At 68.9% G+C, this 24,666-nt stretch carries 25 protein-coding genes; 17 read left to right on the top strand and 8 right to left on the bottom strand.

Annotation, left to right across the window (positions count from 1 at the left end):
• The first annotated feature begins 267 nt into the window (after positions 1 to 267).
• The 6 genes from WKR98_RS01575 to WKR98_RS01550 all read left to right on the top strand — a co-directional run bounded on the left by WKR98_RS01575 (position 268) and on the right by WKR98_RS01550 (position 4,266).
• Complete coding sequence (locus WKR98_RS01575; protein WP_238160195.1) at positions 268 to 672, top strand: rhodanese-like domain-containing protein; 405 nt, start codon at positions 268 to 270, stop codon at positions 670 to 672.
• A gap of 4 nt (positions 673 to 676) precedes the next feature.
• A complete protein-coding gene (grxC, locus tag WKR98_RS01570; protein WP_124691557.1) occupies positions 677 to 952 on the top strand; it encodes a glutaredoxin 3 in 276 nt (91 codons plus the stop codon).
• 115 nt (positions 953 to 1,067) lie between these two features.
• Positions 1,068 to 1,574 carry a protein-export chaperone SecB gene (gene secB / locus WKR98_RS01565; protein WP_124691556.1) on the top strand — a complete coding sequence of 169 codons (507 nt, stop codon included), beginning with the start codon at positions 1,068 to 1,070 and terminating at the stop codon, positions 1,572 to 1,574.
• A 23-nt stretch (positions 1,575 to 1,597) separates the two neighbouring features.
• Positions 1,598 to 2,635: an NAD(P)H-dependent glycerol-3-phosphate dehydrogenase gene (locus WKR98_RS01560; RefSeq protein WP_341433763.1), complete on the top strand. Its 1,038-nt coding sequence runs from the start codon at positions 1,598 to 1,600 to the stop codon at positions 2,633 to 2,635.
• Positions 2,636 to 3,220 carry an LOG family protein gene (locus WKR98_RS01555; RefSeq protein WP_341431829.1) on the top strand — a complete coding sequence of 195 codons (585 nt, stop codon included), beginning with the start codon at positions 2,636 to 2,638 and terminating at the stop codon, positions 3,218 to 3,220.
• A gap of 44 nt (positions 3,221 to 3,264) precedes the next feature.
• Positions 3,265 to 4,266: a Bug family tripartite tricarboxylate transporter substrate binding protein gene (locus WKR98_RS01550; RefSeq protein WP_370282626.1), complete on the top strand. Its 1,002-nt coding sequence runs from the start codon at positions 3,265 to 3,267 to the stop codon at positions 4,264 to 4,266.
• Between the two features lie 63 nt (positions 4,267 to 4,329).
• On the opposite strand, the gene WKR98_RS01545 is transcribed toward WKR98_RS01550, so the two are convergent.
• Complete coding sequence (locus WKR98_RS01545; RefSeq protein ID WP_341431828.1) at positions 4,330 to 5,145, bottom strand: DUF2182 domain-containing protein; 816 nt, start codon at positions 5,143 to 5,145, stop codon at positions 4,330 to 4,332.
• On the bottom strand, positions 5,126 to 5,899 hold the full coding sequence (locus WKR98_RS01540; protein ID WP_124691554.1) for a DUF899 domain-containing protein: 774 nt from the start codon (positions 5,897 to 5,899) through the stop codon (positions 5,126 to 5,128). The genes WKR98_RS01545 and WKR98_RS01540 overlap by 20 nt, the downstream gene beginning before the upstream one ends.
• A 121-nt stretch (positions 5,900 to 6,020) precedes the next feature.
• On the opposite strand from WKR98_RS01540, the gene WKR98_RS01535 reads away from it, so the two are divergent.
• The gene (locus WKR98_RS01535; protein WP_124691553.1) at positions 6,021 to 7,241 is read left to right on the top strand and encodes a helix-turn-helix domain-containing protein; all 1,221 of its coding nucleotides are present in this window, start codon (positions 6,021 to 6,023) and stop codon (positions 7,239 to 7,241) included.
• Between the two features lie 50 nt (positions 7,242 to 7,291).
• Complete coding sequence (locus WKR98_RS01530; RefSeq protein ID WP_124691552.1) at positions 7,292 to 7,930, top strand: Vgb family protein; 639 nt, start codon at positions 7,292 to 7,294, stop codon at positions 7,928 to 7,930.
• Positions 7,931 to 7,951: 21 nt separating this feature from the next.
• On the opposite strand, the gene WKR98_RS01525 is transcribed toward WKR98_RS01530, so the two are convergent.
• A complete protein-coding gene (locus WKR98_RS01525; RefSeq protein WP_124691551.1) occupies positions 7,952 to 8,668 on the bottom strand; it encodes a FadR/GntR family transcriptional regulator in 717 nt (238 codons plus the stop codon).
• Between the two features lie 191 nt (positions 8,669 to 8,859).
• On the opposite strand from WKR98_RS01525, the gene WKR98_RS01520 reads away from it, so the two are divergent.
• The 5 genes from WKR98_RS01520 to WKR98_RS01500 all read left to right on the top strand — a co-directional run bounded on the left by WKR98_RS01520 (position 8,860) and on the right by WKR98_RS01500 (position 14,303).
• On the top strand, positions 8,860 to 9,738 hold the full coding sequence (locus WKR98_RS01520) for a fumarylacetoacetate hydrolase family protein (protein WP_124691550.1): 879 nt from the start codon (positions 8,860 to 8,862) through the stop codon (positions 9,736 to 9,738).
• A gap of 83 nt (positions 9,739 to 9,821) precedes the next feature.
• Positions 9,822 to 10,808 (top strand): Bug family tripartite tricarboxylate transporter substrate binding protein, encoded by a 987-nt coding sequence (locus tag WKR98_RS01515; protein WP_341431827.1) that lies wholly within the window; start codon positions 9,822 to 9,824, stop codon positions 10,806 to 10,808.
• Positions 10,805 to 11,785, top strand: a complete 981-nt coding sequence (locus tag WKR98_RS01510; protein WP_124691548.1) for an ornithine cyclodeaminase family protein — start codon at positions 10,805 to 10,807, stop codon at positions 11,783 to 11,785. The genes WKR98_RS01515 and WKR98_RS01510 overlap by 4 nt, the downstream gene beginning before the upstream one ends.
• Before the next feature lie 24 nt (positions 11,786 to 11,809).
• Positions 11,810 to 12,838: a dihydrodipicolinate synthase family protein gene (locus WKR98_RS01505; RefSeq protein ID WP_124691547.1), complete on the top strand. Its 1,029-nt coding sequence runs from the start codon at positions 11,810 to 11,812 to the stop codon at positions 12,836 to 12,838.
• Between the two features lie 19 nt (positions 12,839 to 12,857).
• Entirely contained in the window at positions 12,858 to 14,303 is a 1,446-nt protein-coding gene (locus WKR98_RS01500) for an NAD-dependent succinate-semialdehyde dehydrogenase (protein ID WP_124691546.1), read from the top strand.
• A gap of 39 nt (positions 14,304 to 14,342) precedes the next feature.
• Here the strand turns inward: WKR98_RS01500 and WKR98_RS01495 are convergent, their stop codons facing one another.
• The 4 genes from WKR98_RS01495 to WKR98_RS01480 all read right to left on the bottom strand — a co-directional run bounded on the left by WKR98_RS01495 (position 14,343) and on the right by WKR98_RS01480 (position 19,277).
• Positions 14,343 to 15,467, bottom strand: a complete 1,125-nt coding sequence (locus WKR98_RS01495; RefSeq protein WP_341431826.1) for a cobalamin-independent methionine synthase II family protein — start codon at positions 15,465 to 15,467, stop codon at positions 14,343 to 14,345.
• Positions 15,468 to 15,490: 23 nt separating this feature from the next.
• Entirely contained in the window at positions 15,491 to 15,961 is a 471-nt protein-coding gene (locus WKR98_RS01490; RefSeq protein WP_124691544.1) for a tRNA (cytidine(34)-2'-O)-methyltransferase, read from the bottom strand.
• A gap of 60 nt (positions 15,962 to 16,021) precedes the next feature.
• Positions 16,022 to 18,364 (bottom strand): cytochrome P450/oxidoreductase, encoded by a 2,343-nt coding sequence (locus tag WKR98_RS01485; protein ID WP_341431825.1) that lies wholly within the window; start codon positions 18,362 to 18,364, stop codon positions 16,022 to 16,024.
• An 85-nt stretch (positions 18,365 to 18,449) separates the two neighbouring features.
• A complete protein-coding gene (locus tag WKR98_RS01480) occupies positions 18,450 to 19,277 on the bottom strand; it encodes an IclR family transcriptional regulator (protein WP_341431824.1) in 828 nt (275 codons plus the stop codon).
• 189 nt (positions 19,278 to 19,466) lie between these two features.
• Between WKR98_RS01480 and WKR98_RS01475 the strand changes: the two genes are divergently transcribed.
• The 3 genes from WKR98_RS01475 to WKR98_RS01465 are packed head-to-tail and all read left to right on the top strand — an operon-like array spanning position 19,467 to position 23,732.
• Positions 19,467 to 20,951: an aldehyde dehydrogenase family protein gene (locus WKR98_RS01475; RefSeq protein WP_341431823.1), complete on the top strand. Its 1,485-nt coding sequence runs from the start codon at positions 19,467 to 19,469 to the stop codon at positions 20,949 to 20,951.
• A 2-nt stretch (positions 20,952 to 20,953) separates the two neighbouring features.
• On the top strand, positions 20,954 to 22,684 hold the full coding sequence (locus WKR98_RS01470; protein WP_341433761.1) for a thiamine pyrophosphate-requiring protein: 1,731 nt from the start codon (positions 20,954 to 20,956) through the stop codon (positions 22,682 to 22,684).
• Positions 22,685 to 22,739: 55 nt separating this feature from the next.
• Positions 22,740 to 23,732 carry a Bug family tripartite tricarboxylate transporter substrate binding protein gene (locus WKR98_RS01465; protein WP_124691539.1) on the top strand — a complete coding sequence of 331 codons (993 nt, stop codon included), beginning with the start codon at positions 22,740 to 22,742 and terminating at the stop codon, positions 23,730 to 23,732.
• A 16-nt stretch (positions 23,733 to 23,748) separates the two neighbouring features.
• On the opposite strand, the gene WKR98_RS01460 is transcribed toward WKR98_RS01465, so the two are convergent.
• Complete coding sequence (locus WKR98_RS01460) at positions 23,749 to 24,189, bottom strand: MarR family winged helix-turn-helix transcriptional regulator (protein ID WP_341431822.1); 441 nt, start codon at positions 24,187 to 24,189, stop codon at positions 23,749 to 23,751.
• Positions 24,190 to 24,308: 119 nt separating this feature from the next.
• On the opposite strand from WKR98_RS01460, the gene WKR98_RS01455 reads away from it, so the two are divergent.
• Positions 24,309 to 24,662, top strand: a complete 354-nt coding sequence (locus WKR98_RS01455; protein ID WP_124692502.1) for a DUF1428 domain-containing protein — start codon at positions 24,309 to 24,311, stop codon at positions 24,660 to 24,662.
• The last annotated feature ends 4 nt before the right edge of the window (positions 24,663 to 24,666 follow it).

Below are 24,666 nucleotides of genomic sequence, written 5' to 3'. Positions count from 1 at the left end.
GTAAAGGTTGAATACAATTCGGCTGCCCGCCCGGAAAACGGCGGGGACGGACGGCAGCCCGTTGAAAAAACGGCTGCCTATCCCGACATTTTATAATCCTGCGGCATTGTCTTTGCCGTGGGACCGGAATCGGGCCGCCGCAATGGCAAAAAACCGGCGGATCATGTGGTTTTCCCGCCGTTTTGCGAATTCGTAAGCGCGCGTAACGCCAGGCTGTCCGGCCGGCGGCACGTGTGTTCCTCTCACCAGGTTTCCCAGGGTCCGCTCGTGAAATTCATCCTCGACAACATTCTCCTGATCGCATTGGCTCTCGTCTCGGGCGGCCTGCTGCTGTGGCAATCGCTGCGCGGCGGCCAGTCCGGCGGCGCCATGAGCGCGGCCGAGGCCACGGCCGCGGCGAACCAGCGCCAGGCGGTGTTCGTCGACGTGCGCCCGGCGGCCGACTTCTCGGCTGGCCACATCGCCCAGTCGCGCAGCGTGCCGCTGGCCGACCTGGCGCAGAAGGCGGCCGGCCTGCCCAAGAACAAGCCGCTCATCCTGGTGGGCAGCAACGGCCGCGACGCGGCCAAGGCGGTGGCTCAGTTCAAGGCCCAGGGCTTCGCCGAAGTCAGCAGCCTGTCGGGCGGCCTGTCCGGCTGGGTGCAGGCGGGCATGCCCATTGCGAAGGGATAGCGCCATGCAGAAAGTCCTGATGTATTCGACGGGGTATTGCCCCTTTTGCATGCGCGCCGAGATGCTGCTCAAGCAGCGCGGCGTGCAGGAGATCGAGAAGGTGCGCATCGACGCCGAGCCCGAGCGCCGGGCCGAGATGATCGAGCGTACCGGCCGGCGCACGGTGCCGCAGATCTACATCGGCGATACGCACGTGGGCGGTTTCGACGAACTCGCCGCGCTCGACCGCGCGGGCGGGCTGCAACCGCTGCTTGCCGGCCCGGCGAAGCAGGACCATTGATTTCGTTGTGGCCGGGGCGTGTCCCCGGCATGTTCTTTTGGTGCATACGTTTCGGCCCCGCGCGTACCGGGGGCCGGGTTCAGCCAGCAGGCTTTCCGTTTCCAGACTTTCTCCCATGTCCGATAATCAAGAGCAGCAAGCCCCCGTGTTCAACATCCAGCGCGTCTACCTGAAAGACCTGTCGCTGGAGTTGCCCAACGCGCCCCAGATCTTCCTGGAAACCGAGCAGCCCGGGGTCGAGGTCGCCATCGACGTCGGCGCCCAGGCGCTGGCCGAGACCGTCTTCGAAGTGACCGTGACCGCCACCGTGACCACCAAGGTCGGCGACAAGGTCCTGTACCTGGTCGAAGGCAAGCAGTCCGGCATCTTCGAACTGGCCAACATCCCCCTGGAACAGCTCGACCCCATCCTGGGCATCGCCTGCCCCGGCATCATCTACCCCTACCTGCGCAGCAACATCGCCGACGCCATCACCCGCGCGTCGATGGCCCCGCTGCACCTGGCCGAGGTCAACTTCCAGGCCATCTACGAGCAGCGCGTGGCCCAGGCCGCCGCCGAGCAGCAGGTGGCCCAGGCCGGCAACGACGCCGGCCTGATCCTGCCGCCGGGCACCAAGCACTGAGCGGCGCCAGCACCGTGGCGGACATGGCGCCGGGCCTGCGCGTCGCCGTCCTGGGGGCGGGCAGCTGGGGCACGGCCCTGGCCGCCGCCTGCGCCCGGGGCCATGCCACCATGCTGTGGGCCCGCCGGCCCGAGCTGGCGCGCCGCATCGCCGATACCCACGAGAACGCCGACTACCTGCCCGGGGTCGCGCTGCCGCAGGACCTGGGCTGCACCAGCGACCTCGACGACCTGTTCGAGCACCTGCGCGGCGCCCCGCGCCCGCTGCTGATCCTGGGCGTGCCGGTGGCCGGCATGGAGCAGGCCTGCCGCGAGGTGGCGGCGGGCGTGGCCCGCCACGGCCTGAACGACCTGGCGGTGGCCTGGACCTGCAAGGGCCTGGACGCGGACACCGGCCGCCTGCCGCACGCCATCGCCGAGGCCGCGTTCGCCGGTGCGGCGGGGCTGTCCACCGGTGTCCTGTCGGGGCCGTCTTTCGCCAAGGAAGTGGCGCGGGGCCTGCCGGTGGCGCTGACCATCGCCAGCGCCAGCGCGGAACTGCGCGGCCGCGTCACCGATGCGCTGCACGGCGGCGCGATCCGCGTCTACGGCAGCGAGGACATCGTCGGCGTCGAGGTGGGGGGGGCCGTCAAGAACATCATGGCCATCGCCTGCGGCATCGGCGATGGCCTGGGCATGGGCGCCAACGCCCGTGCCGCCCTCATCACCCGCGGCCTGGCCGAGATGACGCGCCTGGGCGTGGCCCTGGGCGCGCAGGCAGACACCTTCTCCGGCCTGACCGGACTGGGCGACCTGATCCTGACCGCCACCGGGGACCTGTCCCGCAACCGCCACGTCGGCCTGGAGATCGGCCGCGGCCGGTCGCTGGACGAGATCCTGGGCGACATGACCCAGGTGGCCGAGGGCGTGCGCTGCGCGCCGGCCGTGCGCGACCTGGCTCGCCGCCGCGGGGTCGAGATGCCGATCACCGAGGCCGTCTGCGCGGTGCTGTTCGACCGCGTGCCGCCGGCGCAGGCAGTGTCGCGCCTGCTGGCCAGGGATCCAAAAGTCGAGGGAATTTAGATGGATGCGGTTTGTGTGTATTGCGGCGCCAGTGCCGGGAACGATCCTTTCTTTGCCGACGTGGCGCGCGACTTCGGGCGCGCGGTGGCGGGGCGGGGAATGCGGCTGGTATATGGCGGCGGCAGTGTCGGGCTGATGGGGCACGTGGCCAATGCCGCGCTCGAGGCGGGCGGGCAGGTGACCGGCGTCATCCCCGAACGGCTGTGGGAAAAAGAGGTCGGCCACAAGGGCCTGACCGACATGTACGTCGTGCCGACCATGCATGCCCGCAAGGCCCGCATGGTCGAACTCTCGGACGCCTTCGTCGCGCTGCCCGGCGGTTTCGGCACGCTGGACGAACTTTTCGAGGTGCTGACCTGGCAACAGATCGGCTACCACTCCAAGCCGGTGGGGTTGCTCAACGCCAACGGCTATTACGATGCCTTGCTTGCCTTCGCTCGCCATGCCCATGAACAGGGTTTCGTGCGCGCGGTGCATCTCGAGGCGCTGATCGTCGACACGGATATCGACCGCCTGCTGGACCGCCTGGCCAGCGCGCAGCCGGTACATGTGGACCGATGGGTCAAGAACAGCGACGCGGTCTGAAGCAGCCCCGCCCGCCAGTCCAACACCAAATAACGGAGATATCCATGCATTCTTCCGCTTCTTCCGCGTCGGCCCTGCGCCGCGGCCTTCTGGGCGCGGCCGTGGCCGCCGGCCTCATGGCCGCCACCCCCGCCTTCGCCCAGCATGACTGGCCCAGCCGGCCCATCAAGCTGGTCGTGCCGTTCCCGGCCGGCTCGTCGCCCGACATCATCGCGCGCGTGATCTCGCAGCCGCTCGCCAAGCAGCTCGGCCAGGCGATCGTGATCGACAACAAGCCCGGCGCTGGCGGCAACATCGGTACCGGCACGGTGGCCCATGCCACGCCGGACGGCTACACCATGCTGTTCACCATCAACGGACCGCTGGCCACCGCCCCCGCGCTCTACTCCAAGCTCAACTACGACCCGCTGAAGGACCTCGCGCCCGTCACGCTGGTCGCCACCAGCCCCAACGTGCTGGTCGTGCCGCCCTCGCTGAACGTCGACTCGGTCGGCGCCTTCACCTCGCTGGTGAAGAAAGAACCCGGCAAGCTGAACTTCGGCACCGTCGGCGCCGGCAGCTCCGCCCACCTGGCGATGGAACTGCTCAAGGGCAAGGAGAACCTGGACATCCTGCACGTGCCGTACGCCGGCTTCCCGCAGGTCGTGACCGCCATGCTGGGCGGCCAGGTGCAGGCCGGTTTCATGGTGCCCGCCATCGCCATGCCGCAGGTGCGCGACGGCAAGCTCAAGGCCCTGGCCGTGACCAGCGCCAAGCGCAGCCCGGCGCTGCCCGACCTGCCGACCATGGCGGAGCAGGGTGTGCCCGACTTCGAGGTGATCTCCTGGCAAGCCATCCTGGTGCCCGCCGGCACGCCGCAGCCCATCGTCGACCGGCTGAACAAGGAACTGGTGCAGATCATCAAGAGCGAGGAAGTGCAGAAGCAGCTGACCGCCCAGTACTTCACCGCCGCGCCGTCCACCCCGGCCGAGCTGACCGCGCTGATCAAGAAGGAACAGCGGACGCTGGGCGCGGTGATCAAGCGCCTGAACCTGACGCTGGATTGAGCCGGGCGGCATCTGTTCCCCGCAAAAACGGCGCCCCTCGGGGCGCCGTTTTTTTCTGGTGCTTCAGGCCGAATGCGCCGCCCGCGCCAGCATGAACATGCCGGCGGCGGCCAGTACCAGCCCGGCGATGCGCGCCACCCGCAGGCCGCCGGGCGCGAGGCGTTCGCCCGCCGTGGCCGCCGCGGCGATCGCCATGGCCCGCCAGTCCATCATGCCGACGGCAAGCAGGCTGGCGGTCAGGCCGGCGCAGGACACGCCGCAGCGCAGGCCCAGCCGCAGTCCGTGGCGCCAGGCCGCGCCGCGGCGCGCGCACGGGATGGCCTCGCAGGCATCCAGGCGGCAACCGGCCAGGTAGCGGGCCTTGAACGCGGTGAGCTGGAACAGGCCGCCCGCCAGGACGGCCAGGCCCGCCGCCGCGGGGCCGAGGCGCGCCAGCGCGGGGGCCTGCGCCTCCAGCACGGCCACGATGGCGCCCAGCGGAAACACCAGCAGGCCGATCAGCGCCCACGTGCAGAAGTAGCCCAGGGCGGCCGTCGCGGCCAGTCCGTCCGCGCGGCGCGAGCCCGATGCATGCAGCCGGCGGCGATAGCGCCACAGCGCGGGCGCGACGGCAGGCAGCATCATCGCCACCGCCATGGCCGTCCACATGCCCAGGAAGGCCGCCAGCACGCCGAGCCACGTCCCGCCCGGTGGGGGTAGCCAGGACATCGCCATGTCCCCGCACAGGACGGCCATGCCGGCCATGATCCGCATGGCGGTGGCCCAGGCGAGGAGGGCGGCGGCCATCGCCAGTGCCAGCATGCCGAAAAAGCGCAGGCCGGCGCGCCGTTCCGCCGGCGCGGGCGACGCGGCTGTCGGCTCAACGCCTGCCGTACTCATCGCGCCGCCGCCACCACACGCCCTGCTCGTTGCGCCCCAACGGCGCCCGGTCCAGCCACTGGTACATGCCCCAGAGCCCGTCCAGACCGCGCGCGTAGGTGGAGTAGGTGTGATAGACGGTGCCGTCCTGGATGGCGAAGGCGCTCATGCCGGGGCGTTCGCGCAGGTAGGTGTTGGTGTCGGTGCTGCACATCGCGGCCAGGCGGCCCTCGGGGCTCTGGCCGCTGTCGGCGGGGGCCGGGTGGCACCCGCAGGCGGGTTCGCGCCGGTAGTTGTAGGCTATGCCTTGCTCGAACTGCTGGGCTTCGGTGTGCGAGACGCTGAAGTCGAAGTTGAAGTCGGCGTCCTGGGACGAGGCCCAGGGGAAGCGCCAGCCCATGCGCTGCTTGTATTCCCGCAGCCTGGCCAGCGGGGCGCGCGAGACCGCCATGAGCATGACGTCGTGATTGGCCAGGTGGACCGCGAAGCCGTCGAAGCCGTCGGCGATCGACGAGCAGGACGGACAGCCGGCCTGGTAGTCGGGGCCGAACATGAAGTGATAGACGAGCAGTTGCGAGCGTCCCTGGAAGAGGTCGGCCAGCGAGGCGCGACCCTGGTCGATGTCGAAGCGGTAGTCCTTGTCGACCACCACCCAGGGCAGCGCCTGGCGCCGCCGCGCCAGTTCGTCCGACTGGCGCGTCAAGGCCTTTTCGGCTTCCAGCAGGTCCAGCCGCGCGGCCAGCCATTCTTCCCGTGTGCCTGTCGTATGTCGCATCGTTTTCTCCTTGGATGTCCCGTCGACCGCGCCCGGCTGGCGCGACGTATCTGCGGGGGGCGTGTGCTAGATTAGGTTCGGGCCGCCGGACGGCGGGAGTGACAAATGTGGCGGGATCCGGATGGATGCATTGATAGCCGAGGCCGCCCAGGCGCTGGCCGCGGGTGATCCCTTCGGGGCCTTGAATCGCGTGGCGCTGCGCGACGATCCGCCGGCGCTGGCGCTGCGCGGCATCGCGATGGCCCAGCTTGGCGAGTTCGCGCGTGCCCGGATGCTGGTGCGGCGAGCGGCCAGCGCGTTCGGCACGAGGCAGGCCCTGGCCCGCGCGCGCTGCATCGTGGCCGAGGCCGAGATCGCGCTCGCCTCGCGCGAGCTGGCCTGGCCCGACAAGGCGCTGGCCGCCGCGCGCGCCACGCTCGAGTCGCATGGCGATCTGGCCAATGTCGCGCACGTGCGCCAGCTGGAAATCCGGCGCTGCCTGCTTATCGGCCGGCTGGACGAGGCCGAGCACTTGCTGGCCGGGGTCGATGCCCGTCCCCTCACGGTCGCGGCGGTGGCCATCCATGAGTTGCTGGCGGCGGGGATCGCGATGCGGCGCCTGCGCACGGCCGCCGCCCGCGCCGCGCTGGCGCGCGCGGAACAGGCCGCGAACCGCGCCGGCATCCCCGCGCTGCAAGCCGAGGTCCGGCAGGCGGCTTCCGTGCTGGACATGCCCGCGGCGCGGCTGGCGTGGCGGGGAGAAGAGCGCCTGATTGCGCTGGCCGAGGTGGAAACGCTGCTGGCCTCGGATGCGCTGGTGATCGATGCCTGCCGCCACGCGGTGCGCGAGGCGGGACAGGTGGTCCCGCTGGCGCGGCGGCCGGTGCTGTTCGCGCTCGCGCGTGCGCTGGGCGAAGCCTGGCCCGCCGACGTGGCGCGCGAGACGTTGATCGAACGTGCTTTCCGTACCCGGCATCCCGACGAGACGCATCGCGCGCGGCTGCGCGTGGAAATCGGTCGCTTGCGCAAGGCGCTGGCGGGGCTGGCCGACGTGGCGGCGACCCGGCGCGGCTTCGCGCTGGCGCCGCGCCGGGCGCTCGACGTCGCGGTGCTGACGCGGCCGGTCGAGGGGCCGCATGCGCCGGTGCTGGCCCTGCTGGCGGACGGCGAATCATGGTCGAGCTCGGCGCTGTCGCTGGCACTGGGAGCCAGCCAGCGCACCGTGCAGCGGGCCCTGGATGAGCTGGCCGAGGCGGGCCGGGTGCAGGCCACCGGGCGGGGGCCGGCCCGCCGCTGGCTGATGCCGCCGGTGCCGGGGTTCGCGACAACCTTGTTACTCCCGGCCGCGTTGCCGGAGGGCTAGGATGCCTCCATGGACATCCTCTTCGTCAACTTTTGCAGCGAGCAGACGCCATGAAGACATCGACAGCCCACATCCTTCGTGAATATGGTCCTTTCCCCGAGGCCGACGGCGTGCACGGCGTGACCTATGACGGCAAGAACGTCTGGTTCGCCATCGGCGACCGGCTCTGTGCCATGGATCCGGCCAGCGGCGAGGTGCAGCGCTCGATCCAGACGCCGGCAAACGCAGGCACCGCGTTCGATGGCCGGCACCTGTACCAGATCGCCGATGGCCAGATCCGCAAGATCGACCCGGACTCCGGCCGTGTGCTGGCCACCATCCCGTCGCCGGCCGGCGGCGAGGACTCGGGGCTGGCATGGGCCGAGGGATCCCTGTGGGTCGGGCACTACCGCGCGCGCAAAATCCACCAGATCGATCCCGAGACCGGGAAGATCCTGCGCTCGATCACCTCCGAGCGCTTCGTCACCGGCGTGACCTGGGTGGACGGCGAGCTTTGGCACGGCACCTGGGAAGGCGATGCCAGCGACCTGCGGCGCATCGATGCGCAAAGCGGCGAGGTTCTGGCCAGGCTGGAGATGCCGCCCGGCACGGGGGTCTCGGGACTGGAATCCGATGGCGGCGACCGCTTCTTCTGCGGCGGCGGCAAGAGCGGGACGCTCAGGTCGGTACGGCGGCCGGCGCGCGCCTGAGCGTTCGCCCGGGCCGGAGCGTCAGATCCGGCCCAGCAGATTGGTCCGCGCGTGCACGATGTGTTCGAAGATTTCCCGCCGCGCGGTGTCCGCGTCGCGATGCTTCAAGGCTTCCACGATGCGGCGGTGTTCCGCCTCGTATTCCCTGCGCCGCTCGGGCGTCACGATCTTTTTCTTCAGGAAGCCCCATTCCCCGCTGTTGCGCACCTCCGCCAGCAGCCTGAACACGCTCACGAACAGCGCGTTGTGCGTGGCCAGCGCCAGGTGCTCGTGCAGCGCGTTGTCCCAGTGCTCGAATTCCTCCAGCGTGTCGGCGGTCTCGGACCGGGCGCAGCAGGCCTCGAGCCGTTCGAAGTCGGCCAGGGTCGCGTTGCTGACGATGAGCTCGACGATCATGGGCTCGAGCAGCAGCCGGGCTTCCATGATTTCGGCCGGGCTGGCCGAGGGAATCGTGAGCAGCTTGCCCGCCGCCGCCACGATGTCCGGCGCGGTGCCGGACGGCGTGTCCGACACATAGGTTCCACTTCCCACCTTCTGCACGATCAGGCCCTGGTCCCGTAGCTCCTGCAGCACGCGGCGCAGGGCCGACCGGCTGACGCCGAAGTCCGCGCACAGGCTGCGTTCGGTCGGCAGCCGGCTGCCGGGCGCCCACTTGCCGGTGCGCAGGCCATCGAGCAGTTCCGTGCGCAGCGCCTGGACGGGGTCGGTGCGGACCTGGAGGCTGGGAGACGGGTACATGGTTGCGCTGGCCCTTGATTGGTTCAAATTGGTTTTATTGTAAAGCGCAAATTCGCCGTGAATCTAGGTGAAAACCCCGTATATTTGGTGAGAGAATGGCTTTATAGTTCGACAAATCAATACCATTTAAAACCAAATTAAACCAATTGGTCGGGCCAGATAGCGAATCCGACCATCCAGCAAGGACTGCCATGCGACTCGCCACTTTCATGCTCGACGGCCAACGCCATGTGGGAATGGTTTCCGACGACGCCCGCCATGTCACGCTGCTCGACCTGCCCGACGGCGCGGCGGACCGGGGCGTGCTGCCGCTGGTCGAGATGGCCGCGCGAGGCGTCGACATCGGGACGCTGCGCGGCAGGACCGTGCCCTTCGACGGCGTACGCCTGGAAGCACCCATTCCCGTTCCCCGCCGCAACGTGTTCTGCGTCGGCCGGAACTACCACGCCCATGCCAAGGAACTGTCGGGCTCGGTCTTCAAGGCCAGCAACACCGACCCGGCCGCGTGGCCCATCGTGTTCACCAAGGTGCCGGAATGCGTCGTCGGCCCGGCGGACGACGTCGTGCTGCCGGGCGAGGTCTCGACCCAGATCGACTACGAGGCCGAACTGGCCGTGGTGATCGGCAAGGGCGGCAAGAACATCTCGCGCGACGAGGCCCTGGGCCACGTCTATGGCTACACCATCGTCAACGACGTGACCGCCCGCGATGTGCAGATGCGGCACCAGCAGTGGGACCTGGGCAAGTCCTTCGATACCTTCTGCCCCATGGGGCCGTGGGTGGTGACCGCCGACGCGCTGGATGGGACCGACACGCGCGTGCGCTGCTGGGTCAACGGCGAGCTCAGGCAGGACGCCGGCACCCGCGATTTCATCTTCGACATTCCGACGCTGATCGAGACCTGCTCGCGGGGCATCACGCTGCACCCCGGGGACATCATCGCGACGGGCACGCCCGCTGGCGTCGGCATGGGGCTGACGCCGCCGCGCTACCTGGCCGCGGGCGACGTCGTCCGCATCGAGATCGACGGGCTGGGCGTGATCGAAAACCGGTTCGTCGCGCCGCGATGACCGTCATGCGGCCCGGATGCCGGGCCGTCCGCAAGGCGCCGCCAGAGCGCGACAAGACCACCTTCTCATGGAGACAGACCATCATGAAAACCACGCTGTGGGCCGCGGCGTTCACCGCCCTGTCGCTGGTCGCCGCGCCGGGCGCGCGGGCGGAGTATCCCGACCGGCCGATCAACCTGATCGTTCCCTTCCCGCCGGGCGGCACGGCGGACAACATGGCTCGCGCGTTGCAGCCCGCCCTCCAGCGCGCGCTCAAGCAGACCGTGGTCGTCATCAATCGCCCGGGGGCGGGTGGCGCGATCGGCGTGAGCCAGGTCGCCAACGCGCCGGCGGACGGCTACTCGATCCTGTGCTCGCTGCTGAGCGTGGCCAGCCTGCCCGAGCAGGCGGTGGTCAACAAGCAGAAACCGCCGTTCACGCTGGAGCAGCTCACGCCCGTCGCGATGCTGAGCGCCGAGCCGGTGGCCATGGTGGTGCCCGAGGCCAGCCCCTACAAGACTTTTCCCGAACTGATCGCGGCAGCCAAGGCCAGGCCCGATGCCCTGACCTACGGATCGACCGGCTTCTTTGGCGAGGTGCACGTGCGCACCGCGGCGTTCGCGGACACGGCGCACATCAAGGTGCGGCACATTCCCTACCAGGGGGGTGGTCCGCTGGTGACCGCGCTGGTGGCCGGCGAGGTCGATTTCGCGCTGCTGTCGCGGTCGCTGTCGCTGACCCAGGTCAAGGCCGGACGGCTGAAGTACCTGGCCACGGCCGGCGACGAACCCTGGGCCGATCCCGCGGGCCTGCCGCGGATGAAGGACGGCGGCGTGGACTTCGACTCGGTCGCGGGCACGGCCCTGTTCATTTCCTCCGGCACGCCGGAGGCCGTGGAGCGGAAGATCCGGCAGGCGGTGGAGGCCGCGGCCGGCGATCCCGAGTTCAAGAAGATCGTGTCCAGCGCGGGCGGCGAGGTCAAGTATTCCGCCGGAACCAAGTTCGCGACGTTCTGGGCATCCTACGTGAAGTCGATCGCGGCCATCACGCACCGGATCGCCGCGACCGAGACGCGGGAGGTGGTCAAATGAGCGGCACGGCGCCGGTCTTCATCGGCACCGACGCGGTCGAGCGGGTGCTGACCTGGGACGCGCTGGTGGCCGCGCTGCGCGATGCCTATGCCCAGCGCCACGACGAGCACATCAGCCCGCCCCGCACCTTCGCCCGGGGCGACGGCGCGTCGCTGCGCGCCCTGGCCAGCGTGCCGCCCGGCAAGCGCTTCATGGGCGCCAAGGTGTTCGGCCGCGGCCGCAATCGCGGCATGAACTACCTGATCTCGCTGGCGGACCAGGACACGGGCGAGATCCGCGCGCTGCTCGATGCCAACAAGATCACCGCCTACCGCACCGCGGCCACCTCGGCGCTGGCGGTCGACTGCCTGGCGCCCCGGCGGCCGGTGCGGCTGGGCGTGCTGGGCAGCGGCGCCGAGGCGCGCGCCCACGTCCAGGCCATCGCCTCGCTGCGGCAGGTCGAGAGCTTGCGGATCTACAGTCCGACGCCGGCCAACCGCGAGCAGTTCGCGCGTGATTTCGAGGCGATGCTGGGCGTGCCCTGCCGGCCGGCCGCGACCGCCGCGCAGGCCATGGAAGGTGCCGACATCGGCATCGCCGCCGCCCGGTCGCGCGACGAGACCCCCATCCTGCATGCCGACGCGCTGCGCGACGGCATGGTGCTGGTGTCGGTCGGCTCCACGCTGCCGCAACAGCGCGAGATCGACGCCTCGGTGGTGGAGCGCTGCGATCTCATCGTCTGCGACATGCCCGACGAGGTCAGCGCCGAGTCCGGCGACATGCTGGAGGCGCGGGCGCGCGGTATCGATTTCGCGCCCAGGCTGCGCTCGCTCAACCAGCTGGTGCGCGGCGAGATCGCGGCCGGTGCCCGGCTGCCGATGTTCAAGTCGGTGGGCTCGGCCTTGCAGGACATCGTCGCGGCCGAGCTCGTCTTCGACCTGGCTACCGACGCGGGGCTGGCCGTCGAGCTGCCCATTGCCTTTACCTACAAACAATAGATTTCTTCGACCAGGAACTGGAACATGGCCTCCTACAAACGACACGAAGCCCGCGACTGGGCGCACGAACACCTGCGCGGCGTCGCCAACGTCGTGATCCCCTCGTTCACCGCCGACCTCAAGGGCCTGAACGAGCAGGGCATCCGGCACGACATCCGCCACGAGATCGAGCTGGGCTTCTCCGGCACGCTGATGGTCTCGGAAGTGGCCATCACGCTGCCCGAGTACGAGCAGTTCTTCGCCTGGGCGAACGACGAATCGCGCGGGCGGCTGAAACTCATTCACCACGCCAGTTTCAACACGCTGGAAGAGAACATCGAGGCGGCGAAGATTGCCGAGCGCAACGGTGCCGAACTCATCCTGCTGTCGTACCCGGCCAACTTCTACGCCCGCACGTCGCAGGACATCTACGACTACACCAAGGCCTTCTGCGACGCGACGGACCTGGGCGTGATGCTGTTCCAGGTGCCGCACTGGGGCTTCGAGCGCGTGCACCCGTCCGACCTCGAGGCGCCGCTGATCCGGCGCCTGCTGGACGACTGCCCGAACATCGCCGCGCTGAAGGCCGAGGGCGGCATGCCCAGCATCATGGGCTGGGTGGAGGCCTATCGCCTGTTCAGCAAGGACGTGGTCGTGACCATGCCGCTCGAACAGTACGCCCTGGCGCTGGCCCAGCTCGTGCCCATCCAGTTCATCGGCACCAGCGACACCGAATACTACGGCGGCATGATCCCGCGCATCTTCAACCTGATCCAGGAGAAGAAGTACGACGAGGCCACCCGGCTCTACTGGCAGTTGACGCCGGCGCGCAAGGCCCGCGCCGCGGCCAACTCGTATTCCTCGCAGACCCAGTTCCTGAACCGCATGCTGTGGAAGTTCGAGGGCTGGCTCAACGGCTTCAACGGCGGCCCGGTGCGCCAGCCGACCATGCGCATCAACGAGAACACCATGAACAGCCTGCGGCAGGCGCTGGTCAAGTCGGGCCTGACGCCCACCGACTCGCCCAACGGCGATTTCTTCGTCGGCCGGCATCCCATGGATACCGCGGCCTGAGCTCATGCGCGAGACCCCCATGCTATCCATCGCCAATCTGCCCACCGATCTCTACATAGACGGCAACTGGGCCAAGCCGGCCCAGCCGCGTTCGTTCACGGTCTCGGACCCGGCCACGGGCGAGCGGGTCGCCCAGGTGGCCGATGCCGGCCTGGACGACGCGCGCGCGGCCGTCGACGCGGCGGCGGCGGCCCTGCCCGCGTGGCGCGACACGCCGCCCCGCACCCGGGCCGAGGTGCTGCGCAAGGTCCACCTGCTGATGCTGGAACGGCTGGAGGAGCTGGCGCGCATCATCACGCTGGAAAACGGCAAGCCGCTGGCCGATAGCCGGGCCGAGACCCGCTACGCCGCGGAGTTCTTCCGCTGGTATTCGGAAGAGGCCTGCCGCAACCTGGGATCGGTCAGCCACGCGCCGGCCGGCGGCTACCGGATCCTGGTCCAGCACCAGCCCATAGGCGTCGTGGCGCTGGTCACGCCCTGGAATTTTCCCTCGGCCATGGGGGCGCGCAAGATCGCGCCCGCGTTGGCGGCCGGGTGCACGGTGCTGGTCAAGCCGGCCTCGCTGACGCCGCTCAGCATGCTGGCCCTGGCCGACATCCTGGCCGAGGCGGGCGTGCCTGACGGCGTGGTCAATATCGTGCCGACGTCGCGCTCGGGTCCGCTGGTGGATCTTTGGCTGCACGATCCGCGCGTGCGGCTGGTGTCCTTCACCGGCTCGACCGAGGTGGGGCGCATCCTGCTGAAGGCCGCCGCCGACCAGGTCTTGAAGACGCCGATGGAGCTGGGCGGCAACGCGCCGTTCCTGGTGCTGGACGACGCCGACGTGCAAGCCGCGGTCGACGGCGCGATGATCGCCAAGATGCGCAACATGGGCGAGGCCTGCACGGCGGCCAACCGCTTCTACGTCGGGGCGGGCGTCTACGACGCCTTCGTCCGCGCTTTCGCAGAACGGATGCGCGCCCAGAAGATCGGCCACGGCCTGGACGAGGCCAACCAGGTCGGCAGCCTGATCGACGCCGCGACCCGCGACAAGGTCGAGGAACTGGTCGAGGACGCCGTCTCGCGCGGGGCGAAAGTGCTGTGCGGCGGGGAAAGGCTGTCCGGTCCCGGCTATTTCTATCCGCCCACCGTCCTGGGTGATGTCCCTGCCGACAGCCGCGTGCTGAGCGAGGAGATCTTCGGCCCCGTCGCGCCCATCGTGCGCGTGGCGTCCGAGGACGAGATGGTGGAACTGGCCAACGGCACGGAATACGGCCTGGCGGCGTATCTCTACACGCGCGACCTGGCCAAGGGCCTGAAGCTGGCCGAGCGGCTGGAGTTCGGCATGGTGGCGCTGAACCGGGGGCTGGTCTCGGACCCGGCGGCGCCGTTCGGCGGCGTCAAGCAGAGCGGCCTGGGCCGGGAAGGCAGCTGGGAAGGCATGCAGGAATACATGGAGACGAAGTACGTGGCGGTGGAGTGGTAGGCGGCGGCCCGCGGCGCGGGCCGCCGCTTCCGTGTCCGCCTATCGGGCCGCGCTGGCCCGGTCGGCGCCGTCGCGCAGCGCCGACAGCTTCATCCAGGTCACGGCCGGATCGATCTTGCCGTAGTTCGCGAAGGTGCCGAAGCCGCAGTCGGTGCTTGCCACCACCCGGTCTTCACCCATGAACGAGACGTAGCGCTCCAGCCGCTGGCGGATCAGCTCCGGATGCTCGACATAGTTCGAACAACTGTCGATCAGCCCGGGGGCGAGGATCTTGTTCTCGGGCCTGGCCGCGCGCCAGATCTCCCATTCGTGCTCGTGGCGCGGATTGGCCGCTTCGAACAGGATGGTGGCCGGCCGGGCGGCCAGGATCAGGTCGATGACCTTTTCCAGCGCGATGTCGCAGTGATGGGGGCCCTCGTAGTTGCCCCAGCAGATGTGCATGCGCAGCTTCTCGGGCGGGATGTTGCTCGTGGCCGCGTTCAGCGCCTCGACGTTCTGCCACGCCCGCTGCACGAATTCGGCTTCGCTCAGGTTCTGGTAGCCGGTGTGCGCGGCCATGGCCAGGTCCGGGCAGTCCAGTTGCAGGTCGAAGCCCGCCGCCACGATGGCCTCGTATTCAGGACGCATGGCCTCGACCAGGTCCGCCAGGTAGGCCTCGTGCGTCGGGTAGTGCTTGTTGGGCTGGAACGCGGTCACCAGCCCCGGCGAGGCGGCGTTCATGAAGGCCCGGCGGCCCTGGCCGTGCCGCTCGACCGCGGACTTGAAGCGGCGGATGTCGGCATGGCAGGGCTCCATGGTGCGCAGCTTGACCGGGCCGACGCAGGCGGCGCGCACGAATTCCTGGGACCCCATGATCGCGGCCAGCTTCTTGCGCAGGTCGGGGAAGTCGGCCAGATCCTTGGCGGGCTGCCGGTCGATGTGGCCGCCGAAGCCTTCCAGCCGTTCGGTGATGTAGGTGGCGTAGCCGACCTTGCCGAGTTCGCCGTCGCTCATGATGTCGACGCCGGCCTGGACCTGCTTCTGCACCGCGCCGTCGATGGCCGCCTGCACGGTCCGCTCGAATTGATCGGGGTCGACCTCCTGGCCATGGTCGCGCGCGAGCAGCAGCTGCGCCAGCTCGTCGCCGCGGGGCAGGCTGCCGACGTGGGTGGTCAGTATGGGCATCGCGTTCCTCCTTTTTTCGTATCTTACAGGCCGCCTTCGTAGCCGGATTGCCGCCAGGCTTCGAACACCGTTACCGCCACGGAGTTGGACAGGTTCAGGCTGCGCTGGCCCGGCCGCATCGGCAGGCGCAGCCGCTGTTCCTCGGGAAAGCCGTCGCGGATGGCGGCGGGCAGGCCGGCCGTCTCGCTGCCGAACACGAAGGCGTCGCCGGGCTGGAAACGGACCGCGCCGAACAGCCGCGACCCGCGCGTCGTGAAGGCGAACACGCGGTCCGCCGCCGCGCCGGTGGCGGCGATGGCGGCGGCGAAGTCGTCATGCACCTGGACCGAGGCCCATTCGTGATAGTCCAGCCCCGCGCGCCGCAGCTTGGCGTCCTCGAGCTCGAAGCCCAGCGGGCGCACCAGGTGCAGTTGCACGCCGGTATTGGCGGCGAGCCGGATGGCGTTGCCGGTGTTGGGCGGTATTTCGGGGTGGACGAGGATGACGTGGAACACGGTGCGGGACGGAGCGGGACTGGGTGGGCCGATGGTACCGCATCCCGCCCGGCAGGCGCGCTACAGCTCCAGCACCAGTTTCCCGGCGCACGCCCGCGAACAGCAGGTCATCATCCGGTCGTTCGCCTCGCGCTCGGCCTTGGTCAGCACCATGTCGCGATGGTCGACCTGGCCGGCCAGCACGCGCACCTCGCACGAACCGCACAGGCCTTCCTCGCAGTCGCTGGGCACGTCGATGTTGGCGGCGCGCAGCGAGGCCAGCACGGTGCGATCCGCCGGGACCGTCACGGTGATGCCGGAATCCTTCAGTTCCACCTCGAAGGCGTGTTCCCTGGCCGGGTCGAGCTGGGCGAGATTGGACTCGAAGTGCTCGATGCGCAGCGCATCGTCCGGCCAGGCCGCGCAGTGCGCTTCCAGGGCTTGGAGCATGCGCTTGGGGCCGCAGGCGCAGATCTTCCAGCCTTCCCGGGGCTGGCCCAGCAGCGCGGCCAGGTCGTTGCGCTGGCCTTCTTCCGAGACGTACACGTGCAGGCGCTCGCCATGCAGGGTGGCCAGTTCGTCCAGGAAGGCCATGCCGGCGCGACTGCGGCCGCTGTAGTGCAGCTCGTAGTCCATGCCCAGTTCGCGGGCGCGGCGGGCCATGGCGGCGATGGGCGTGATGCCGATGCCGCCGGCGACCAGTATCAGTTTCTCCGCCGTCTCGTCCAGGCGGAAGTGGTTGCGCGGGCCGCGTATGCGCAGCTTGTCGCCCACGCGCACGCGGCCGTGTATCCAGGATGATCCGCCGCGCCCCTCGGGTTCATGCAGGACAGCGATCTCCAGAGCGCCCGCGTCGGCGGGGTCTCCGCACAGCGAGTATTGGCGCGAGCGTTCGGGTTCGCCGCACTCGACGTCGATGTGCGAGCCGGGGGCCCAGCGCGGCAGCGCGCGGCCGTCGGGCGACACCAGGCGCAGCTTGACGATGCCGTCGGCCACCGGGGTGGCGCTTTCCACCACCACGCTGCGCGCGATGGCGTGGCGCGAGGGTTCGCCTATGCGCACCGGCGGCTGGATTTGCAGCAGCGTGGCATCCTGGCGCTCGGGGTTCCGTGCCGGGTCCCACTCCACCCACAGGTGCTCCGGCCCGCGGAACGAGGTATTGGGCACATAGCTGAAACGCTGGTCGGCCAGGCGCATGTGAGGCAGGCGGCGCGTCAGCTCCTGCAGGAAAATCTGCATTTCCATGCGGGCCAGGTTCTTGCCCATGCATTGGTGCGAGCCATAGCCGAAGGTCAGGTGATCGCTGGCATTCTCGCGGCGGATGTCGAAGAAATCGGCGTCGGCGAAGTGGCGGTCGTCGTGGTTGGCCGACGAGGTCACGATCAGCAGCTTCGATCCGGCGGGGATATCCACGCCCTCGATGCGCGTGTCGCGGGTCACCAGGCGGCGCCAGGCCGCCACCGAGCCGTTGTGGCGCAGGCATTCCTCGACCGCGCTGGGGATCAGGCCCGGGTCCTCGCAGATTTCGCGCCAGGCGTCGGGATGCTGCAACAGCAGCTTGATCGCGTTGGCCGTGGCGTTGGCGGTGGTCTCGTGGGCGGCGACGATGCCGGCCATCATCATCGAATGCAGGTAGGAGTCGGTCACGACCTCCGGGTGTTCCTGCTGCTTGCGGATGCCGTAGCGCATCCAGCCGGGCTGGTCCGGGGCCTGGCGCATTTTTTCCAGCACCTTGCCGGCGTATTGCCAGAAGTTGCCGACGGCATGGGCCACCGCCACCTGTTCCTCGGGTTCGGGACGGCCCCAGGTGTTGACGGTGTGGGCGATGGAATAGCGCCGCAGCGTGTCCATGTCTTCCTCGGGCACGCCCAGGAAATGCAGCGCCACGGTCAGCGGCACTTCCCACAGCATCTGGTCGACCAGGTCGGCGCGGCCGTCATTGACGAAGCGGTCCACGTATTCGCGCGCCAGCCGCCGCACCATGGGTTCGTGGTGCTTCAGGTGCTCGGGCGTGAAAGGCTCCATCAGGACGCGCCGGCGCGGCATGTGCGCCGGCTCGTCCTCGTTGACCAGGGTGCGGTTCATCGCGTAGCCGTACTGCTCGAGCACGGCGTTGGCCTCGGGCCCCGTGGGCGTGATCTTCTCCAGCGCGATCGAAGGGCTGAAGGTGATGTTGTCGCGGAAGATGGCCTTGATGGCCTCGTAGCGCGTAACCACCCAGTAGCCCAGCCGGGGGCTGTAGAAAATGGGTTCCTGTTCGCGCGCCCAGCGCACGTACTCGGGCGGGTCCTGCTGGTAGCCGTCTTCGAACGGGTCGAAACCGGCGGCGCGCGTGCTGACGGGGCAGCCGGTGGGACCGACGCCGGCGGACGCGGCGTCGTGATGGATCGGGCAGCCTCCGGCCCGGGGCGGGGGTGCGGACATGGCGTGTCTCCTGTTGCCGGATCCCGAGGGGAGGGGTCCATTTGCGTAATTATTATACGCAATGCGTAAAATTAAATCGGGAGAATCACCACCCCCCATGACCGAGCCGCTTGCTGACCGCGGCCGCTGCCTGTCGTACCGCTCCAGCGATTTCGCCGCCGGGGGAGGGGTCGAACGCGCCGGATGGCCCCAGCGCGGTGATCACCACGGGCACCGCGCCATCGGCGTTGCGCACCGGGGCGGCGACCGCGCTGATGCCGTTCAGGTACAGGTCGCTGACCGGCGCGCAGCCCTGCGCGCGGATTTCCTCGAACAAGTGATCCGCGGCGCGGCGATCGGCCAGCAGTGCGCGCTGCCGGGGCGTGGCGATTTCCAGTTCGTGCGCGATCAGCGCCTCGAGTTGCGCGGTCGAACGCGAGAAGGCGCCGAATGCGCGCCCGGTGGCCGACCACAATACCGGCATCACCGAGCCGATCCTTACGTTCACGGCGACCGGCTGCGTCGGTTCGCTCCAGCGCACGATGGTCGGGCCGCAGTTGCCGAGCACCGATACGAAGCAGGACAGGTTGCGGGACTCGCCCAGTTGCACCAGCTCGGCCGCCGCCAGGGTCAGGGGGTCGGACTGCCGCATCGCGGCCAGTCCGATGGCCAGCGATTCCGGGCCCAGCACGTAGTGTGAACTGGAGATGTCCTGCACGACCAGGTCGGCCTCCACCAGGCTGGCCAGATAGCGGTGCACCTTGGATGGGTTCTCGCCCACCCGGGCGGCCAGCGCGGTCAGCGAGGCCGCGCCGCCCATGCCGGCCAGGGCTTTCAGTATGGACATGCCCATGCCGGCCGACTGCACCTTGCTGCGCCGGTCCGGCGCGGCGGTTTTCGTGGCGGCGGGGGCGGGGCGTTTGCTGCTGGGCATGGGCGGGAGCTCCTGCGCGGGCGCGCGGCGGTTCAGTGCGGTGAGACGAATAGTACGCAAAAGCGGATCCGCGGCGCAGACGAGCCTAGGGTGTACCCGGACGTTGCGTTGTATAGAACAATCTTCCACTGCACTCCTACACTGCGTCCCGCAAGCGGCACCACGTGAAGATGCCGCGAGGAGACCCAGATGGACCATGCTCATCCGCTCGGCGCATCGCAGCTGTTTATCGACGGGCAGCGCCGGCCTGCGGCCGATGGCAGGACGTACCCTCTTTACAACCCCGCCCGGCCCGGCGAACTGGTCGGCCATGCGGCCCGGGCCGGTATCGCCGACGTGGAGGCGGCGTTCGATGCCGCGCAGCGGGCGTTCCCCGCCTGGCGCGATCTGTCGTGTGCCGAACGCGCCGAATACCTGCAGCGCATCGCCGTGCACCTGACCTCGGACGAGGCCGATTTCGAGGCGCGCATCCGGCTGTTCACACGGGAACACGGCAAGGTGCTGAAGGAGTCGCGCATCGAGATGGGCCGGCTGGGGGGCCGCTTCGTGCAAGTGGCTTCGTATGCGCAGCGGCTCGACACGCAGGACGTCATGAAGGGCCCGCCGTTCGATACCGTGGTGGAGCACCAGCCGCGCGGAGTCGCCCTGCTGGTCGTGCCCTGGAACTGGCCGCTGTCCATCCTCGGGGCGAAACTGCCGCAGGCGCTGCTGGCGGGCAACACCGTCGTCATCAAGCTTCCCGAGAATTCGTCGATGGCGCCGGCCATGACCGTGGCCCGCATCGCCGAGGCCCTGCCGCCCGGCGTGGTCAACCTGATCACCGGTTCGTCGTCCGAGATCGGCGACGCGATGCTGACGCACCCGGCGGTCCGCATGATCAATTTCACCGGCAGCATTCCGGTGGGCCGGCACGTGATGAAGATGGCTGCCGGGCAACTGGTGCCGGTCACCCTGGAACTGGGCGGTAACGATGCGGCCCTGGTGCTGGAGGATGCCGTGCTGGACCAGGCTGCCTTCCAGCGCATGTACCTGGGCGCGTTCATGACCTCGGGCCAGATCTGCATGGCGCTCAAGCGGCTGTACGTGCATCGTTCGCGCTACGACGAAGTGGTGGACGGTCTGTCTGCCATGGCCGCGGCCCAGGTGGTCGGCGACGGCCTGCTGCCGGAAACCACCATGGGCCCGGTGAACAATCGCCGCCAGTTGAAGGTCGTCACCGACATGCTGGCGCAGGCTCGCGCCGCGGGCGCCGAAGTCCGGGAGTGCGGTACGGTGCCCGACGAGGCGCTCTATCGAGCGGGCTTCTTCCAGAAGCCCGCGCTGGTGCTCGATCCCGAACCACACCTGGACATCGTGCGCGAAGAGCAATTCGGGCCGGCCCTGCCCATCATTCCGATCGACGACGAAGCGCAGGGCATGGCGATGGCGAACGACACGCGCTTTGGCCTGTGCTCGTCGGTATGGACCCGCGACATGGCGCGCGCGTGGCGGCTCGCCCGGCAGTTCGAGGCCGGCTACACCTACATCAATACGCACGGGCCGCTGGGCCAGGATGACCGCGGACCGTTCGGCGGCTTCAAGCAGAGCGGCGTCGGTCGCAATCTCGGCTTCGAAGGGGTGCTGTCGTTTCGCGGCTATCACACCATTACCGGTCCCCAAGGGAGTCTCGCGTGAGCATGGAACCCATCCTGACCGACGATCGTCTTCCTTCCGCTGCCGAGCAGTTGCTGCGCGTCTGCTCCAGCCTGGGGGTCGAATACCTGTTCACCAACCTGGGCAGCGACCATCCGGCGTTCATCGACGCCTTCGCCAGGCTGGAGCAGGAAGGCCGCCCCATGCCGCGCATCATCGTCTGTCCGCACGAGATGACCACGCTCAGCGCGGCCCACGGCTATGCGATGGTGACGCGTCGGCCGCAACTGGTGCTGGTGCACGTGGACGTCGGCACCCAGAACCTGGGCGCGAGCGTGCACAACGCGGCCAGGGGCCGGGTGCCCGCGATCGTGGTGGCGGGCCTGTCTCCCGTTTCCACCCATGCGGGCACCGTGGGCCACCGCAACGAATACATCCACTACACGCAGGATGCGCCGCGCCAGGCCGGTATCGTCGATCAGTACATGAAGTGGTGCTACGAGCTGCGCAGTGCCGAGATGACCGACAAGGTGGTGCGCCGCGCCCACCAGCTGGCGTGCTCCATGCCCCAGGGACCGGTGTACCTGACGGGCGCGCGCGAGACGTGGGAAGCCACGGCGTCGCCGCCGGAAGACGAGGCCGGGAATTGGGCGGTCTCGAAGTTCGCGGGACTGGCGCTGGACGATCTGCTCGAGTTGCATCGTGCGTTGGCGCAGGCGCGGCGGCCGCTGGTCGTGACCACGTATCTGGGATACCAGCAGGAAAGCGTGGGGCGGCTGGTGGAGCTGTCCGAGCGCTTCGGCATCGGCGTATGCGAACTGGGACCGCATTACCTGAATTTCCCGGGCGATCATCCCCACCATCTCGGTTATCAGCGAAATACCCTGATTGCCGAGGCTGACCTGATCCTGATGGTGGACGTCGACGTGCCCTGGATCGAGTCCCGGGTCACGCCTGCCAAGGGAGCCAGGGTATTTCATGTCGACCTGGATCCGCTCAAGCCCGGCCTGGGCTACTGGCATTTCCCCGCCCAGCGCAGCTACCAGGCCGACAGCCGGCAGGTGCTCGAGCAATTGCTCGGCTTGCCGGCCAAGGATGCGGACCGGCTGCGGGCGGAGAGGCTTGCCTGGATCACCGAAGCCCGCCGCGCCCATGCGCCGGCATTCGGACCGGACGGCGGCGACGGCGCCATTACGCCGGTGGAACTGACGCGGGCCGTGCGCGAACTCGTCAACGAGCGGTCGATCGTGCTGGTGGAGGCGCCGTCAGCGTCGCAGATGATCCCCGCGATCCTGCGCATGAACCGGCCCGGAAGCTACTACGGCAATCACGGCGCGGGGCTGGGTTGGGGCGCGAATGCCGCGATCGGCGTGAAGCTGGCGAATCCCGATGCCGAAGTCATCACCCTGCTCGGCGACGGCTGTTTCATGTTCGGCGTGCCGAGCAGCGCGTACTGGGTCGCGGGCGCGTACCGCGCGCCTCACTTGACCATCGTCTACAACAATGGTGGCTGGAAGTCGCCGCGGATGTCGACGGTCTACGTCCATCCCGAAGGGCCCGCGCAGCGCAACGATACCTATTGGGTGGCGGCCGGCGCGGGCACGCAGTTCTCGGCGGTGGCCGAGGCAACAGGTGGCGCGGTCGGGTATCGCGTCGACGGCCGTGAACAACTGCAAGCCACGCTGCGCCAGGCGCTCGCCACGGTACGCAGCGGCAAGGCGGCGGTCGTGGACGTGAGGCTGGCGTCCGTGACCGGCCAGGTGCTCGCCAGGTAGCCATACGGGCCGTGGCCGCCCGGTATGTCGGCCGCAACGTTCCTGGAGAAGGAAAATGCAAGCATCGTTCGTTCGCGCCCGCCGCGCGCTGGGGCAGGGACTGTTGTTGTCGCCGCTGGCCTGGGCCCTGGGTACACCGGCCTGGGCAGATGCCTGGCCCACGGGTCCGATCCGGATCGTCGTCAACAATCCCGCGGGAGGCGCGGTCGACGTGGTGGCCCGCCTGGTCGCCACGCCGCTGGCTCAGGTCCTGCACCAGCCCGTCATCATCGAGAACCGCGGCGGTGCGAACGGCAATATCGGCGCCGAGGCGGTGGCCCGCGCCGCGCCGGACGGCTATACCCTGCTGGCCAGCGCGGGCGGCGTGTTCGCGGTCAACACTGCCCTGTATCCCAATATGTCCTTCAGCGTCGACCGGGACTTGCAGCCGGTGGCGGGCATCATGCGGGTTTCGGTATTCCTGACCGCCAATGCGTCGCTGCCGGTTTCGAACGTGCGCGAGTTCATCGAATGGGGACGCACGCATCCTGGCAAGCTGTCGTACGGTTCGGCCGGCACCGGCAGCCTGCCGCACCTGGCGGGGGAAATGTTCAACGAAGCGGCGGGTATCCGCTCCCTGCACGTACCGTACCGAGGCGCCGCCCCGGCATTGGCGGACCTGTTGGGCGGGCAGGTGCAGTACATGTTCGATCCCGGCATCGGCCTGGCCCAGGTGCGCGCGGGCAAGCTCAAGCGGCTGGCCATTGCCGACCTGAAGCGTTCGCCGCTGTTTCCCGAACTGCCGACCTTGGCCGAATCGGGGCTGCCAGGGTTCGAAGCGAACTCGTGGTACGGCATCTATGCCCCGGCCGGCGTACCGGCCGACATCGTCGATCGCCTCAACACGGAGATCAACCGTATCCTCGAACGGCCGGAAGTCAGGGAAGGGCTGGCGACCCTGGGCGGGCAGCCATTGGCGGTCACGCCCGCGGAGCTGATGCAGAAGGCGCGTTCCGACACCGAACGTTTCGGCGCCGTGATCCGGGCCCGCAGCCTGCGCATCGACTGAGCCGGGCCAATGGGGCTCAAGCCAGCGCGCGCAGGCTGGCGCGCAGCCGATCCGCGTCCTGGTCCGGCAATCCGGCCTCGACGTCCGCGTGCGTGGCCAGCCAGATCGGCAGGGCGCGGGCCAGCGCAAGATGGCCCGCGTCGGTCAGGACCAGCAACCGGCTGCGGCGGTCGTCGGGATCGATCTCGATCCGCACCATGCCGTCGCGCTCGAGCGGCTTGAGCGCGGCCGTCAGCGTGGTGCGGTCCATCGCCAGCAGCGTCGCCACCGGTGCGATGGAGGGCGGTTGCGGACGGTTCAACGCCATCAGCAGCGAGAACTGCCCATTGGTCAGGCCCGCCGGCCGCAGGGCATCGTCGAAGCGCTTGGCCAGCGCCCGCGCCGCGCGCTGCACATGCAGGCACAGGCAGGTGTCGCGCACTTCCTGCGTGGTGTCGAACGGAATTTTCTTTGACATGATGAGGCTATTATGTTGATATCAACATAAATGTCAAATTGGCGAGGCATGATCGCCAACGAAGACCGGTCCGCCGCGGGGGCGGACCGCCACACCCGCAAAGGAGATCGACGATGGCGATGAAATATGTGGAGGGTTTCCTCGTGGCCGTGCCGGCCGCCAACAAGGAGCAGTACATCAAGCACGCCGCCGACGCGGCGCCGCTGTTCAAGGAATTCGGCGTCACGCGCATGGTCGAGTGCTGGGGCGACGACGTGCCCGACGGCAAGCTGACCGATTTCCGCCGGGCCGTGCAGGCCAAGGAAGACGAAGTGGTCGTCTTCAGCTGGTTCGAGTATCCGTCCAAGGAAGTACGGGATGCCGCCAACCAGAAGATGATGTCCGACCCGCGCATGAAGGCCATGGGCGAGACCATGCCTTTCGATGGCAAGCGCATGATATTCGGCGGCTTCGTTCCCGTCGTGGACGTCTGACGCA

The sequence above is a fragment of the Pigmentiphaga sp. YJ18 genome, assembly GCF_038066655.1.
Classification (GTDB): Bacteria; Pseudomonadota; Gammaproteobacteria; order Burkholderiales; family Burkholderiaceae_B; genus Pigmentiphaga.
Note: the sequence above shows the minus strand (reverse complement) of the source record. Positions and strands in the feature narration are given on the sequence as shown.

What these genes read in the sequence shown, in the direction of transcription:
- WKR98_RS01505 (WP_124691547.1), top strand. Translation starts at nt 11,810, where the DNA reads ATGGCCTCCTACAAACGACACGAAGCCCGCGACTGGGCGCACGAACAC.
- secB (WP_124691556.1), top strand. Translation starts at nt 1,068, where the DNA reads ATGTCCGATAATCAAGAGCAGCAAGCCCCCGTGTTCAACATCCAGCGC.
- WKR98_RS01515 (WP_341431827.1), top strand. Translation starts at nt 9,822, where the DNA reads ATGAAAACCACGCTGTGGGCCGCGGCGTTCACCGCCCTGTCGCTGGTC.
- WKR98_RS01495 (WP_341431826.1), bottom strand. Translation starts at nt 15,467, where the DNA reads ATGCCCATACTGACCACCCACGTCGGCAGCCTGCCCCGCGGCGACGAG.
- WKR98_RS01455 (WP_124692502.1), top strand. Translation starts at nt 24,309, where the DNA reads ATGAAATATGTGGAGGGTTTCCTCGTGGCCGTGCCGGCCGCCAACAAG.
- WKR98_RS01525 (WP_124691551.1), bottom strand. Translation starts at nt 8,668, where the DNA reads ATGTACCCGTCTCCCAGCCTCCAGGTCCGCACCGACCCCGTCCAGGCG.
- WKR98_RS01535 (WP_124691553.1), top strand. Translation starts at nt 6,021, where the DNA reads ATGGATGCATTGATAGCCGAGGCCGCCCAGGCGCTGGCCGCGGGTGAT.
- WKR98_RS01540 (WP_124691554.1), bottom strand. Translation starts at nt 5,899, where the DNA reads ATGCGACATACGACAGGCACACGGGAAGAATGGCTGGCCGCGCGGCTG.
- WKR98_RS01550 (WP_370282626.1), top strand. Translation starts at nt 3,265, where the DNA reads ATGCATTCTTCCGCTTCTTCCGCGTCGGCCCTGCGCCGCGGCCTTCTG.
- WKR98_RS01465 (WP_124691539.1), top strand. Translation starts at nt 22,740, where the DNA reads ATGCAAGCATCGTTCGTTCGCGCCCGCCGCGCGCTGGGGCAGGGACTG.
- WKR98_RS01485 (WP_341431825.1), bottom strand. Translation starts at nt 18,364, where the DNA reads ATGTCCGCACCCCCGCCCCGGGCCGGAGGCTGCCCGATCCATCACGAC.
- WKR98_RS01500 (WP_124691546.1), top strand. Translation starts at nt 12,858, where the DNA reads ATGCTATCCATCGCCAATCTGCCCACCGATCTCTACATAGACGGCAAC.
- WKR98_RS01480 (WP_341431824.1), bottom strand. Translation starts at nt 19,277, where the DNA reads ATGCCCAGCAGCAAACGCCCCGCCCCCGCCGCCACGAAAACCGCCGCG.
- WKR98_RS01510 (WP_124691548.1), top strand. Translation starts at nt 10,805, where the DNA reads ATGAGCGGCACGGCGCCGGTCTTCATCGGCACCGACGCGGTCGAGCGG.
- WKR98_RS01470 (WP_341433761.1), top strand. Translation starts at nt 20,954, where the DNA reads ATGGAACCCATCCTGACCGACGATCGTCTTCCTTCCGCTGCCGAGCAG.
- WKR98_RS01460 (WP_341431822.1), bottom strand. Translation starts at nt 24,189, where the DNA reads ATGTCAAAGAAAATTCCGTTCGACACCACGCAGGAAGTGCGCGACACC.
- WKR98_RS01560 (WP_341433763.1), top strand. Translation starts at nt 1,598, where the DNA reads ATGGCGCCGGGCCTGCGCGTCGCCGTCCTGGGGGCGGGCAGCTGGGGC.
- WKR98_RS01475 (WP_341431823.1), top strand. Translation starts at nt 19,467, where the DNA reads ATGGACCATGCTCATCCGCTCGGCGCATCGCAGCTGTTTATCGACGGG.
- WKR98_RS01520 (WP_124691550.1), top strand. Translation starts at nt 8,860, where the DNA reads ATGCGACTCGCCACTTTCATGCTCGACGGCCAACGCCATGTGGGAATG.
- WKR98_RS01555 (WP_341431829.1), top strand. Translation starts at nt 2,636, where the DNA reads ATGGATGCGGTTTGTGTGTATTGCGGCGCCAGTGCCGGGAACGATCCT.
- WKR98_RS01530 (WP_124691552.1), top strand. Translation starts at nt 7,292, where the DNA reads ATGAAGACATCGACAGCCCACATCCTTCGTGAATATGGTCCTTTCCCC.
- WKR98_RS01545 (WP_341431828.1), bottom strand. Translation starts at nt 5,145, where the DNA reads ATGAGTACGGCAGGCGTTGAGCCGACAGCCGCGTCGCCCGCGCCGGCG.
- grxC (WP_124691557.1), top strand. Translation starts at nt 677, where the DNA reads ATGCAGAAAGTCCTGATGTATTCGACGGGGTATTGCCCCTTTTGCATG.